Below are 13687 nucleotides of genomic sequence, written 5' to 3'. Positions count from 1 at the left end.
GGCGGCGCCCCGGCCCCACGGGACCGGCGTCAGGAGGAGGGGAGTTCACCCCGGACGGTGCGGGCCGCGACGACCAGGTTCTCCAGCGAGGCGCGGGTCTCGGGCCAGCCCCGGGTCTTCAGCCCGCAGTCCGGGTTGACCCAGAGCCGTTCGGCGGGGATGGCCTCCAGGCCGGTGCGCAGCAGCCCGGCGACCTCCTCGACGCCCGGTACGCGGGGGGAGTGGATGTCGTAGACACCGGGTCCGGCCTCGCGCGGATAGCCGTGGGCGGCGAGTTCCCGGGCCACCTGCATATGGGAGCGGGCGGCTTCCAGGCTGATGACGTCGGCGTCGAGGTCGTCGATGGCCTGGACGACGTCACCGAACTCGGCGTAGCACATATGGGTGTGGACCTGGGTGTCCGGACGGACCCCGGAGGTGGTGAGCCGGAACGCCTCGGTGGCCCAGGCCAGGTAGCCGGTGTGGTCGGCGGCCCGTAGCGGCAGCGTCTCGCGCAGCGCGGGCTCGTCCACCTGGATCACCGAGGTCCCGGCCGCCTCCAGGTCGCCGACCTCGTCGCGCAGCGCGAGGGCGACCTGGCGGGCGGTCTCGCCGAGCGGCTGGTCGTCGCGGACGAAGGACCAGGCGAGCATGGTGACCGGCCCGGTGAGCATGCCCTTGACCGGGCGGTCGCTCAGCGACTGGGCGTAGGACGTCCAGCGGACCGTCATCGGCTCGGGGCGGGAGACGTCCCCGGCCAGGACCGGCGGACGCACGTACCGGGTGCCGTACGACTGGACCCAGCCGTGCTGGGTGGCGAGGTAGCCCGTGAGCTGTTCGGCGAAGTACTGCACCATGTCGTTGCGTTCGGCCTCGCCGTGCACCAGGACGTCGATCCCGGCCTTCTCCTGGAAGGAGACGACCTCCTGGATCTCCGCCTTGATCCGCTCCTCGTACCCGGCCGCGTCGAGGTGTCCGGCGCGCAGATCGGCGCGGGCCACCCGCAGTTCGTCGGTCTGCGGGAACGAGCCGATGGTGGTCGTCGGCAGCAGCGGCAGCCCGAGGCGGGCGCGCTGGGCCGCGGCCCGTTCGGCATAGGGCAGGGAGCGGCGCGCGTCGGCGTCGGTCACGGCCCCGGAACGGGCCCGCACCGCCGGGTCCCGGGTGATCGGGGAGGCGGCGCGGGAGGCGAGGTCGGCGCGGTTGGCGGCGAGTTCCGCCGTGATGGCGTCGGCGCCCTGCGCGAGGCCCTTGGCGAGGGTGACGACCTCGGCGGTCTTCTGCTTCGCGAAGGCCAGCCAGCGCAGGATCTGCGGATCGACGTCCCGCTCGGCGGACGCGTCCAGCGGCACGTGCAGCAGGGAGCAGGAGGCGGCGACGTCGACGCGGTCGGCGAGTCCGAGGAGGGTGCCGAGCGTCGACAGGGACGCCCGCAGGTCGTTGATCCAGACGTTGCGGCCGTTGACGACCCCGGCGACCAGCCGCTTGCCGGGCAGTCCGCCGACCGCCGCCAGGGCCTCCAGCTGGGCCGAGGCGGCTTCGGTGAAGTCCAGTGCCAGCCCCTCGACGGGCGCCTTGGCCAGGACCGGAAGCGCTTCGCCCAGCCGGTCGAAGTAGGAGGCGACGAGCAGCTTGGGCCGGTCGGTGAGGGCCCCCAGCTCCCGGTAGGCCCGCTCGGCGGCGTTCAGTTCGGCTGGGGTGCGGTCCTGGACCAGGGCGGGCTCGTCGAGCTGCGTCCACTCGGCCCCGGCGGCGCGCAGGTCCGCGAGGACCTCGGCGTACACGGGGAGCAGCCGGTCGAGGAGGGTGAGCGGCTCGAAGTCGGCGGGGACGCCGGGCGCGGGCTTGGCGAGCAGCAGATAGGTGACCGGGCCGACCAGGACGGGACGGGCGGTCAGCCCCAGGCCGAGGGCCTCCGTCAACTCGGCGACCTGCTTGGCGGAGTCCGCGCTGAACTCGGTGTCCGGCCCGAGTTCGGGGACCAGGTAGTGGTAGTTGGTGTCGAACCACTTGGTCATCTCCAGCGGAGCGACCTCCTGGGTGCCCCGGGCCATGGCGAAGTAGCCGTCCAGGGCGTCCGCCGCCACGGCGGCGCGGTGCCGTTCGGGGATCGCGCCCACCATGACGGTGGTGTCCAGGACGTGGTCGTAGTACGAGAAGTCGCCGGTCGGCACTTCGTGGAGACCGGCTCCGGCGAGCTGCCGCCAGGTGTTCCGCCGGAGTTCCACGGCGGTGTCCCGGAGGGCGTCGGCGGTGACACGGCCCTTCCAGTACCCCTCGATCGCCTTCTTCAGTTCCCGGCGCGGGCCCTGGCGGGGGTAGCCGTACACGGTGGCCCGTGCTGCCGCGGCTGCGGACTTCGTGGTCACGGAGATCTCCTTCGCGAGATGAATCCCTGAGCCCGGTGACGGGACGAGAGCGCGAAGGGGATGACGAACCGGACGGCGACGATCCGCGCCACGGGGGCACGGCCGTTCCGTCTGGTGTGTACGCCGACCCGCCCACGAGGTCACCGGGATGTCCGCGCGCGGAACGGTCCGCGCGCGGGCGGTCGGCAGGTCTTCGGACTCACGGGCACGCCCACCGGACTCGTCCGGCGGACCCCTACTGGCCGTCGCTTCCCAGGTCCGTCCGGACCCAGTGCGTATGACGGCGGTCGTTCCCACTCACCGCTGCGGGGCAGTCCCGGATTCCCACCGGGTTCCCTCTTGCGACACCCCGTCTGGCGGACGGGGCGAACCGACTGCTGGAGATCACCTTACGGGCTGCGGCGCGACGCGGGGATCCCCGGCGGGCGGAGGGTGACGGGGAGCACATCGCGTGGCGCGGCCTGCGGTGTCCGCTCCGGCCACCGCGAGCCGCGCGGTGCCCCGTGACGTCTGTGTGCCCTGCGTGTTCCCTGTGCTCTGTGCGCCCTGTGTGCCATCCGCGTCGCGGGAAGCCCTCCCGTCGCGGAGGGTCCTCCCGGTGCGGGGCCGGTGAACCGTGCTCCCGCGCGGCGGCGCGTTCGGGCGTAGGGGGGACTACGAGTGCCGTCCCCCGGCCCCGGTCTCCCGGCTCCCGGCCGCCGTTGTCGCCGGGGCGAGGGTGACGGGCCGGGGCCCGGGCGCGCCGCAGCAGTCTCCGTCGCCGTCCGTGGCGGTGCCGGGGGCGTCGTAGAGGCCGGAGCCGCCGCAGACGCCGGTCTCGGGGAGGGTGAGTTCGACCCGGTCGGCCGAGGCGGGGTCGCCCGCGAGGGCGGCGGCGACGGAGCGGACCTGCTCGTAGCCGGTCAGGGCGAGGAAGGTGGGGGCGCGGCCGTAGGACTTCATGCCGACGAGGTGGAAGTCCTTCTCCGGGTGGGCCAGTTCGCGGTGGCCGTGGGGGTAGACGGTGCCGCAGGAGTGCTGGTTGGGGTCGATCAGCGGGGCCAGCGCGGTCGGCGCCTGGAGGCGTTCGTCCAGACCGAGGCGGATCTCGGAGAGGAAGGACAGGTCGGGGCGGAGTCCGGTGAGGACGATGACCTCGTCCACCGGGTCGAGACGGCGTCCGTCCTCCGCGACCAGGACGAGGCGTCCGTCGCCGTCGCGCTCGATCGCCTCGGTGCGGAAGCCGGTGACCGCGTCCGCGTGGCCGTCCGCGACGGCGGCCTGCGCCGCGAGCCCGAGGGCGCCGCGCGCCGGGAGCTGGTCGGCGGTGCCGCCGCCGAAGGTGGCGCCGGAGAGGCCCCGGCGCAGGATCCACACCGCCTTCGTCCCTCTGCCGTCCGTGGCGCGGGCGAGGTCCGCGAGGGAGGCCAGCACGGTGAACGCGGAGGCGCCGGTGCCGATGACGGCGGTGCGTCCGCCCGCGTACCGGGCGCGGACGGCCGGGTCGGTCAGGTCGGGGACGCGGTAGGAGACGCGGTCGGCGGCGGCGCTCTCGCCGAGCGCGGGCAGTCCGTCGCCGCCCGCGGGGGCGGGGGTGGACCAGGTGCCGGAGGCGTCGAGCACCGCCCGCGCGGTGAGGCGCTCCTCCCGGCCGTCCGGGTGCTCGACGTGGACGGTGAAGGGCCGGGCCTCGCGGTCGGCGTCCACGATCCGGTCCCGTCCGGCCCGGGAGACCCCGGTGACCCAGGTCCCGTAGCGGACCCGGTCCCCGAGGGCGTCGGCCAGCGGCTGGAGGTAGTCCTCGACCCACTCCCCGCCGGTCGGGTACCCGACCGGGTCGGGAGCGGTCCAGCCGGTGGAGGCGAGGAGCTCGGCGGCGGCGTCGTCGATCACCTCGCTCCAGCGGGAGAACAGCCGTACGTGCGACCACTGGCGCACCGCGTCGGCGGCGGCCGGTCCCGCTTCCAGGACGAGCGTGTCGACACCGCGGGCGGTGAGGTGGGCGGCGGCTGCCAGCCCGATGGGACCGGCGCCGATCACGACGACGGGCGGTACGGTGATGGAGGACGCGGACACGGCGGTTACCCCTTGCTGGTTCGACGTTTGTCGATGGCTTGCCCTCCCAGCATGGCAACTGCTTCGATGGGCGTCAACATAGACAGATATCGAAACGAGGTCGTCGTGGAGCGCGCTGACGTGGTGGTGATCGGGGGTGGCCAGTCCGGGCTGGCGTCCGCCCGGGCCCTGGCCGGGGAGGGGCTGGGGGCGGTGGTCCTGGAGGCGTCGGGCCGGGCCGTGGGGGCGTGGCCCCGCTACTACGACGGCCTCACCCTCTTCACGCCCGCCCGCTACAGCTCCCTGCCCGGACCGGCGTTCCCCGGGGACCCGGACCGCTACCCGCGCCGGGACGAGGTCGTCGCCTACCTCGCCGACTACGCCGACCGCCTCGACGCCGACATCCGCACCGGGCGCCGGGTCCACGCCGTGCGTCGCACCGGCCACGGCCACGGTCACGGCTTCGAGGTGGAGACGGCCGACGGGGAACGGCTGGCGGCGCGGGCCGTCGTCGCCGCCTCCGGCTCCTTCGGCCGCCCGTACCGCCCCGACCTGCCCGGTCTCGACGCCTTCACCGGAATCGTCCTGCACGCCGCCGACTACCGTGATCCCGCCCCCTTCGCCGGGCGGCGCGTGATCGTGGTCGGCGCGGGGAACTCGGCCGTCCAGATCGCCGCCGAACTCGCCGTCGTCGCCCGGGTCACGCTCGCCACCCGGCGCCCGGTCCGGTACGCCCCGCAACGCATCCTCGGCCGCGACCTCCACTTCTGGCTCACCCGCACCGGCGTCGACCGCGCGCCGCTCGGCCGCTTGCTGCGCGTCCCGCCCTCGCCCCCGGTCATCGACGACGGCCGCTACCGGGCCGCCCTCGCCCGCCGGGAGCCGGACCGCCGGCCCGTGTTCACCGGGACCGAGGGCGCGGAGGTGATCTGGCCGGACGGAACGCGGGAGGCGGTGGACACCATCGTCCTGGCCACCGGCTACCGCCCCGACCTGCCCTATCTCACCGGCCTCGACGGCGCCCTCGACCGGGCCGGGCGCCCCCGCCACCGCGAGGGCCGCTCCCTTGCCCACCCGGGCCTCGCCTTCGCCGGGCTGGAGTGGCAGCGCGGCCTCACCTCCAACTCCCTCCGGGGCGCCGGACGCGACGCCACCCGCACCGCCCGCCACCTCGCCGCCCTTCTCGGCAGGGGTTGACCGGGGCGGCGCAGTCGCCGGGCGTGGTCGGGGGCGTCCGGTGGTGAGGGGCTTCCTCGGGCGGGTGTGCGAGGGAGCCCCTCACCGTTGCCGCTGGTGGGCGGGGGAGGGGCGGCGTCCCCGGGGTCAGGGGGCGAGAAGCAGGCTGTCGCCCCGTTCCCTGGCGGCGGCGTAACGCCGCGCCACGTCCTGCCAGTTGACGACGGCCCACATGGCGTCGATGAAGTCGACCTTCTGGTTCTTGTACTGGAGGTAGAAGGCGTGCTCCCAGGCGTCGAACACGAGGATCGGGGTCGATCCCTGGCCCACGTTGCCCTGGTGGTCGTAGACCTGCTCGACGATCAGACGGCCGCTGAGCGGTTCGTAGGCGAGGACGCCCCAGCCCGAACCCTGCGTCGTCGCCGACGCCTTCGTCAGCTGGGCCTTGAAACCGGCGAAGGAGCCGAAGGACTCGGTGATCGCGTCCGCGAGGTCGCCGACCCCGTCCGCGGCCGTCGGCTCGCCGCCGCCCCCGTCCTTCGGGCCGTTCATGTTGTGCCAGTAGATGCTGTGCAGGATGTGGCCCGAGAGGTGGAAGGCCAGGTTCTTCTCCAGACCGTTGATCGAGGCCCACTGCTCTTTGTCACGTGCTTCGGCGAGCTGCTCCAGGGTGTCGTTGGCACCCTTCACATACGCCGCGTGGTGCTTGTCGTGGTGCAGCTCGATGATCTGCGGGTTGATCACCGGCTCAAGCGCCGCGTAGTCGTACGGAAGCTCGGGCAGCGTGTAGATCGCCATGGTCGACGTCCTCCGACGTTCTTGCGAATGATGTGCAATCGCAAGCTAACAGCGGGAGGGGTGCGGTGTGATCGGACGCTGGACCTAGGGCCGACGGCGGGGGCCGTGGTGGAGCGGTCGCGACGCTGGGCGGCCGGGTCCATCGGATCCACCGGGTGCGCGGGTCGGGTCGCCGTCCGTCCACGCGGTGGGTGGGGCCGCCCGTGCGTGCGGTGGGCACGGAGCCGCCCGGGCGCGGTGTGACGGCGTCCGTGCCGGGCCTCGCTCGCGGCGGGGGTGGGACGGGCGGCCGGGGGTCAGGGCTTCGGGTGCTGTGACGCCACCCGGAAGAGGCGCGGCTGCACATCGGTGGCGATGGTGGCGGCCAGGTCCATGTGGACCCGCGCCCTGGGGTCGGCGCGCATGGCCCAGTAGTGTTCCTCGCTCTCCCACTGGGCGTAGTTGATCACGCGCAGCCCGTCCCGGCTGGCGTGGAAGTTGGCGCAGACGAAGCCCGGCAGGTGCTTCATCGTCTCCTCGGTCGCCCGTGCGAGCAGGTCGATCAGCTCGTTCTGCCGCTCGGGGGTGACGGTGAACACGTTGATCAGGGTTGCCACGGTCCGGCTGCTGTCGATGGTCGCGGTGGTGGGCACGGGCGGATCTCCACTTCGGGTGTGCTGAGCGGGCGAGCTGCCTCCATCGACTTATTGACCATATATTGCAAGTGCGCAATATATGCAGAAGGAGGGATCGCCATGGGCGGACCAGTGGTGCTGGGGGTCGAGTCGTCGTGTGACGAGACCGGTGTGGGCATCGTGCGGGACGGAAAGCTGCTGGCCCACGTGGTGGCGTCGAGCATGGACGAGCACGCGCGCTTCGGCGGTGTGGTGCCCGAGATCGCCTCGCGCGCCCACCTCCAGGCGTTCACCCCGGTCGTGCGGCAGGCCCTGGCCGAGGCCGGTATGGGGCTCGGCCGGATCGACGCGGTGGCCGTCACCACCGGCCCGGGGCTGTCCGGCGCCCTCCAGGTGGGTCTGGCCGGGGCGAAGACCCTTGCCTACACGGCGGGCGTCCCCCTCTACGGGGTGCACCACCTGGCCGGACACGTGGCAGCCGACACCCTGGAGCACGGCCCGCTGCCCCGGCCGTGCGTGGTGCTGATCGTCTCCGGCGGTCACACCTCGCTGCTCCTGGTCCGTGATCTGGTGCGCGAGCCGATCCTGCATCTGGGTGACACGCTCGACGACGCGGCGGGCGAGTGCTTCGACAAGGTCGCCCGCGTCCTGGGGCTCCCCTATCCGGGCGGTCCCGCCATCGACCGCGCCGCGCAGGCCGGGAACCCGGACGCCGTGGCCTTCCCGCGTCCGCTGAGCAAGCCGGGCGACGACCCGTACGCGTTCTCCTTCTCCGGACTGAAGACGGCCGCCGCCCGCTGGGTGGAGCGGCACCGGCTGCGCGGTGAGGAGCCGCCGGTGGCCGATGGTGCCGCCGCGTTGCAGGAGGCGGTCGCCGACGTGCTCACCCGCAAGGCCCTGCGGGCCTGTCTCGACCACGAGGTGAAGACGCTGATCGTGGTCGGCGGAGTGGCCGCGAACTCCCGGGTGCGCGCGCTGGCCGAGCGGCGCTGCGCGGCGGCGGGCGTCGAACTGCGGGTACCGCCCATGACTCTCTGCACCGACAACGGCGCGATGATCGCGGCCGTCGGTGACCTGCTGGTCCGTTCGGGCGCCGAACCGGCTCCGCTCGACGTGTCCATCGACCCGTCCGCGCCGTTGGAGTACGCCGCGCTGACCCCGTCGGCCACCCTTCCGGCCCGGGCCGCCTGACGGCCCGGGCCCGCGCGGTGCCCCCGTCCCCTGGCGGACGGCGGCGGGTCTGCCCGGTGGCCGGGAGGAGAGCCGGTGCCTCCGGCCGGTGCCGCGCACCCGGGGCGGGGCCGGTCGCCGAAGGCATGGGCGCGGCCGTCCGGAAGCCGCACGACGCGCCGTCGTTCCGACCCGTGCGGGCGTCCGACGGACGGTCTCGGCGGCGGGAGCGTACCGAGTGGCGGTCCGCTCCGGTGTGCCCTCCCCGAGCGTCGGCACGGCCCGTCCCGTCCCGTCCCGTTCCGGCCGGTCCCGGGCCGTCCCGCGCCGGGTCTTCGCTCCCGTGCGTGGCTGACTCCGGGCGCGGCCCCGGCCCGTTCGGCCCCGGCCCGTTCGGGACCGGGGCCGTTCGCTTCCCCTGGTCACGTGGCGGGCTGGCGCGCCGATGGCGCGCGCCGGTCCGGTCGGCGTTCCGGGTCACGCCGACGGCGGGTCGGCGGTCACCCGGCTCGGTGCGTGCTCGCGCTCCCGGGGGCCGCGTCGCGTATCAAGGCGTCCGCTGACACGAAGCGCAGATCCCGTTCCAGCAGCCCCTCGATCACCGCCGGAAGGGCCGCCACGCTCTGGCGGCGGTCGCCGCCGCCGTCGTGCATCAGGACCAGGGAGCCCGGTCCCGCGTGGTCCAGCACCGTGCGGGCGATCTTCTCGGGGCCGGGGCGGGCCCAGTCCCAGGAGTCGACGTCCCACAGTGCCAGGGCGGGGCCGCCGGGCAGGAGTTCGTCCAGGGTCTCCGGGGTGCGCGCGCCGTACGGCGGACGGAAGACCGTCGGGACCCGTCCCACCGTCCGGTCGAACGCCTCGTCGGTGCGCTCCAGTTGGAGCCTGAACTGGCGAGGGCTCAGATCCGGGAGGAACGGGTGGGACCAGGTGTGGTTGCCGAGGCTGTGGCCCGCGTCCACGATCCTGCGCACCTCGTCGGGGAGCGCGCGTACGTGGAGGCCCACGCAGAAGAAGGTGGCCCGCACCCCGTAGCGGGCCAGGATGTCCAGTACCTGGCCGGTGAAGAGCGGGTCGGGGCCGTCGTCGAAGGTCAGGGCGATCTCCTGGCGGTCGCGCGGGCCGTGGCGGAACCAGCGGCCCGCGCGGGTGAGTTCCGCCTCGTGTCCGGCGCTGCGTCTGATGCCGTCGTGGTAGTCCTCGTCCCGCCCGGACTGGCCGCCGCCCTCCGCCGTGAGCGGGGAGAGGGAGGCGAGGCCGGTCCTGGCCCGTTCGGCGAGGGAGCGCGCCGGGACGGAGCCGAAGTCGGGCCGCTCGGGGAGCACCCAGGGATCGGCGCGGTAGACCGGCAGACCGGCCGCCGTGAACAGTCCGTCCACGAGGCCGTTGGTGCTCTCCACGACCACGGCGGCGGGGGGCTCGGACGAGGGTCCGGGCGCCGCCAGCCAGGCGGTCAGCTCCGGTACGCGCTCCGCGCCCCAGTGGGTCGGGGCGGTCGCCCGGTTCCCGTCGGCGTCGATGACCTCCACGTCGTAGCCGTCGGCTGACCAGGCGATTCCCGCGTACAGCATGCGTTCTTCCTCCTTGGGGATGGGGACGATCGGGGTGGGCGGGGCGGCCCCCGCGCGTCCGTCCGCCGGGAGCCGTGAGGGCGCACGGGCACGCAGGCGCACGGGCACACGGGTGCATGGGCACACGGGTGCACGGGCGCAGGCGGACAAGCGGACGCGCGGGGGTGTTACGGGTGTGGAACGGGGCGGGGCCGGGGACCTCGGGCGGGTGGGTGGCCTCTTCCGGGGGCGCCAGCGGGGGAGGGCGGTTCGACGCGCGACATCGTTGCGGGTGGGCACGTGTGGGAATCCCGGCTTCCTGTGGGACGGGGGATTCCTGTGGTGCGGAGGGGACGACGGCCGGAAGTGATCCGGGGTTCCTGGTTCCGGCGTGCTGCTGAGTTGGCTGGTTTACCCCCTCTGACGAGGGGTTTTGCTGCTGTGCTCAGGTTCCGTTCGGGGCGTCGGGGCCGCCCGGCGCCCACCGATGTCCATGAACTCTCCATCATTGCGACACAAGTACGACACCGGCACGCTATTGTTCGCATGCCCTGCCGAAGGTCCAGACCATATCCAAGGGCATCACCGCGCGCCATGCCCGTGAACGTCTCCTGTGTCATCGCATTCCCGGACCAACCTCCCCCGGGGACCATGCTCTTGGAGGACATCATCAACGCCCAGCCCGCACCGTTGACCGTTCCGGATCTGCTCGACGCCCGGGCCGAGAAACAGGCCGACCGTGTCGCGATCGAGGTGCTCGGCGGCGGCTCGCTCACCTACGGGGACTGGCGTGAACGTGCGGTCCGGGCCGCCCGGGGACTGGTCGACGCCGGGGTCCGGCACGGTGAGGTCGTGGCCCTGCGCTTCACCGACCGGGAGTGGGACGACTACGCCGTCGCGATCCTCGCGGTCCACTACGCCGGGGCGGCCGCCCTGCCGCTCCGGGCGGACCTGGCCCCGTCGGAAGCGGTGCGGCTCGCCGGGACCTGCGGAGCCACCACGGTCCTGCGCGGCGCCCAACTGCCCCCGCTGGACGCCGTTCCGGGCGGCGCGGACCTCTCGCTGGCCGCCGTCGAGGCGGCCGGGGGCACCTCCGTCGGCCCCGGGCGTCCGGGCCCCGCCCCCGGTGACCTCGCCCAGGTCGTCGGCACCTCCGGCACCACCGGCGACCCCAAGGGCGTCCGGGCCCGGCACGCCAACCTCACGGCGGGCCAGCGGCTCAACCCCCGCCCCCGGCCCTACGCCCACTCCCGCCGGGCCCTGCACTCCTTCCCCATCGGCACCAACGCCGGCCAGGTGATGCTGGTCAGCGCCCTCACCGGGGCACCCACCACGGTGGTCCTCCCGCGCTTCGACGCCGAGGCGTTCGGCCGGGCCATCGAGGAACGGGACGTCGGCACCGTCTTCCTGGTCCCCTCGATGGCGATCGAACTCCTCAACTCCGGCGTCCCCGACCGCTACGACCTCTCCGGCGTCCTGCTGCTCAGCTCCTCCGCCGCCGCCCTCCCCGCCCCCGTCGCCCGGGCCCTCGACCAGGCCCTGCCGAAGGCCACCGTCGTCAACGTCTACACCTCCTCCGAGGCCGCCCCCGCACAGCTCTCCGCCGTCGTCGGACAGGCCCCGCCCGGTGCGGTCGGCCGCCCCACAGACCCCCGTGACCTGCGGATCCTCACCCCGGACGGCACCCCCGTACCGGGCGGCGGGACCGGCGAGATCTGGCTGCGCCAACCCGGCCCCCCGCGCTCGTACGCCGGTGACCCGACCGCCGGTACCACGGTCTTCCGCGACGGCTGGGTGCGGATGGGCGACCTCGGACGGCTGGACGAGGACGGCTATCTGCACCTGGTGGACCGCGAGAGCGACGTCATCAAGTCCGGCGCGCTCAAGGTCTCCACCCTCCGGATCGAGGACGCGCTGCACGAGCACCCGGGCGTCGCGGACGCGGCGGCGCTCGGGGTGCCGCACCCGGTGATGGGGTCCGTCCCGGTCGCCGTGGTGGTCCCCGCCGCCAGTGGTCTGGACCTCGACGCGCTCCGGCTCTTCCTCAGCACCCGTCTCGCCCGCGCCGAACTGCCCGTGCGGGTCCTGCTCGCCGACGACCTGCCGCGCAACGCCTCCGGCAAGGTGCTCAAGAACCGACTGCGCCCGCTCTTCTCCCCGGACGGGGACCACCCGGCGGACCCGGCCACCGGGGAACCGGCCGCCGCCCGGCCGCCCGGCACCCCCACCGAACTGCGCCTCGCCGCGATCTGGCAGGAGGTGCTGGGCCGCCCGGTGCGGGACGCGGCCGACGAGTTCTTCGCCCTGGGCGGCGACTCCTTCCGCGCCGTGCACCTCGCCACCGCCGTCGCCGACCGGTTCGGCGTCGACACCGGTGCCGACCTCGTCTTCGGCCGCCCCTCGCTGCGCGCCCAGGCCGCCTGGCTGGACGAGGAGACCGCCCGGGACCGCGTCCCCGGTGCCGTCCCCGCGCCGACGGCCGCGCCCGGCCCGGGACTCCCGCCCTATCTGCGCGCCCTGCGGGCCCAGCACCACGAGGTCCCGCTCACCAGCCAGCAGGAGGACTTCCTCGCCTGGATGGCCGAGGAGGACGGTCGCGACGTCGGCGCCGTCCCCGCCCTCTTCCGCGTCACCGGCCCGCTGGACCGCCACGCCCTCGGCCGCGCGCTGTCCGCGCTGGTGCGCCGCCACCCCGCGCTGCGGACCCGGTTCGTCCCCGTCCCCGGCCCGACGCGCGGCCTCGTCCGCACCGTCCTCGACGAGGAGGCCACCGCCCGGATCACCCTGCGGGACGCCCCCGGAGCCACCGACGAGGAGGTGAACGCCCTGCTCATCGCCGAGCGGGACCGGCTCACCGATCTGGCGGCCGACCCGACCGCCCGGCTGCTCGTCGTCACCCGCGCCCCCGAGGAGCACCTCGTCCTGCTCGCCGTGCACCACATGGTCGCCGACGGCTGGTCGATCGGCGTCCTGCTGCGCGAACTCGGGCTCGCCTACGACGCCCTGCGCCGGGGCCGCACTCCCAGGCTCCCCGAACCCGGCCTCCCCTACCCGGAGTTGGTTCGCTGGGCCAACGACCGCTGGGAGAGCGGCCGACGGCACTTCGCCACCGCGCTCGCGGGCGCCCCGTCCGCGCTCGACCCCTTCCCCGGGCGGCGCGCCGTCGACCGGGTGCACACCGTCGCGCACCCCTTCACCGTGGCGTCCGGCCCCGCCGGACGGCTGCGGGAGCGGGCCGGGGCGCTCGGCGTCACCCCGTTCATGGCCGTCGCCGCCCTGTGGAGCGCGCTCCTCACGGCCCGCGCCGACAGCCCCGACCTGGTGCTCATGACCCCGGTGCCCGGCCGCACCAGGGCCGAGGCGCAGCAGGCCGTCGGCTGTCTGGTGCAGTCCCTGCTGGTCCGGGTGGACTGCTCGGGCCGTCCGGGCTTCGCCGAACTCGCCGAACGGGTCCGCCGCGCCGCCACCGGGGCGCTCGACCACCAGATGTATCCGTACGCCGAGTTCAAACCGCACGTGGTCGCGTTCCCGGCCTGGCTGCGGTACGAGAGCTGGGCCGCCGACGCCCAGCTGCCCGGGCTGATGTGCGAGCCGTGGGAGCTGCCGCGCGGCACCACCGTGCCCTGGCCGCTGCCCGGCGGGGACCTCGGGGTGCCCGAGCTGACCGTGGTGGAACACCCGGACGGATCGCTGAACTGCTGGATCCAGTACAACGCGCTCGCCTTCGAGGAATCCACCATCACCGCGCTCGCCGACGACTTCCACACCGCCCTGACCACGGCCGCCGCCCCCTGACCCGGGCGCGCCCCCTGACCACGACCGTCACCTCCGGCCCGGGGTCCGCCTCCTGACGGCGGACTCCGGCCCCCGGCCCCGGAGTCCGCACCCCTGACCCCGCCGTGACCGCCACCCCCTGACCACCGTCCCGTCCTCCGAGTACTGACCGTCGGCCCCGCTCCGGCGCCGGTCACCGACGCACCGACGTACCCACGCACCGCCG

General features: G+C 74.4%; 8 protein-coding genes and 1 riboswitch. Of the genes, 3 read left to right on the top strand and 5 right to left on the bottom strand.

Going from position 1 to position 13687, the window contains the following annotated elements; translation table 11 throughout:
* Positions 1–29: 29 nt before the first annotated feature.
* Together metE and ACVWNX_RS01635 are read right to left on the bottom strand one after the other, a co-directional pair.
* Positions 30–2348: a 5-methyltetrahydropteroyltriglutamate--homocysteine S-methyltransferase gene (metE, locus tag ACVWNX_RS01640; protein WP_454412031.1), complete on the bottom strand. Its 2319-nt coding sequence runs from the start codon at positions 2346–2348 to the stop codon at positions 30–32.
* Positions 2349–2515: 167 nt separating this feature from the next.
* Positions 2516–2738: riboswitch (cobalamin riboswitch) on the bottom strand.
* 264 nt (positions 2739–3002) lie between these two features.
* Complete coding sequence (locus ACVWNX_RS01635; RefSeq protein ID WP_454412030.1) at positions 3003–4403, bottom strand: NAD(P)-binding domain-containing protein; 1401 nt, start codon at positions 4401–4403, stop codon at positions 3003–3005.
* 105 nt (positions 4404–4508) lie between these two features.
* Between ACVWNX_RS01635 and ACVWNX_RS01630 the strand changes: the two genes are divergently transcribed.
* Complete coding sequence (locus tag ACVWNX_RS01630; RefSeq protein WP_454415045.1) at positions 4509–5579, top strand: flavin-containing monooxygenase; 1071 nt, start codon at positions 4509–4511, stop codon at positions 5577–5579.
* A gap of 126 nt (positions 5580–5705) precedes the next feature.
* Here ACVWNX_RS01630 and ACVWNX_RS01625 read toward each other — a convergent pair whose 3' ends face one another.
* A complete protein-coding gene (locus tag ACVWNX_RS01625) occupies positions 5706–6356 on the bottom strand; it encodes a superoxide dismutase (RefSeq protein WP_454412029.1) in 651 nt (216 codons plus the stop codon).
* 296 nt (positions 6357–6652) lie between these two features.
* Entirely contained in the window at positions 6653–6988 is a 336-nt protein-coding gene (locus tag ACVWNX_RS01620; protein ID WP_454412028.1) for an antibiotic biosynthesis monooxygenase family protein, read from the bottom strand.
* Between the two features lie 102 nt (positions 6989–7090).
* Between ACVWNX_RS01620 and tsaD the strand changes: the two genes are divergently transcribed.
* Positions 7091–8161 (top strand): tRNA (adenosine(37)-N6)-threonylcarbamoyltransferase complex transferase subunit TsaD, encoded by a 1071-nt coding sequence (gene tsaD / locus ACVWNX_RS01615; protein ID WP_454412027.1) that lies wholly within the window; start codon positions 7091–7093, stop codon positions 8159–8161.
* A 479-nt stretch (positions 8162–8640) separates the two neighbouring features.
* On the opposite strand, the gene ACVWNX_RS01610 is transcribed toward tsaD, so the two are convergent.
* On the bottom strand, positions 8641–9708 hold the full coding sequence (locus ACVWNX_RS01610; RefSeq protein ID WP_454412026.1) for a polysaccharide deacetylase family protein: 1068 nt from the start codon (positions 9706–9708) through the stop codon (positions 8641–8643).
* A gap of 630 nt (positions 9709–10338) precedes the next feature.
* Here ACVWNX_RS01610 and ACVWNX_RS01605 point away from each other — a divergent pair.
* The gene (locus ACVWNX_RS01605) at positions 10339–13482 is read left to right on the top strand and encodes a class I adenylate-forming enzyme family protein (protein ID WP_454412025.1); all 3144 of its coding nucleotides are present in this window, start codon (positions 10339–10341) and stop codon (positions 13480–13482) included.
* The last annotated feature ends 205 nt before the right edge of the window (positions 13483–13687 follow it).

It is taken from the genome of Streptomyces sp. JNUCC 64, assembly GCF_054484115.1.
The sequence above is the reverse complement of the archived record's forward strand: the minus strand, read 5'-3'. Positions and strand labels throughout refer to the sequence as shown.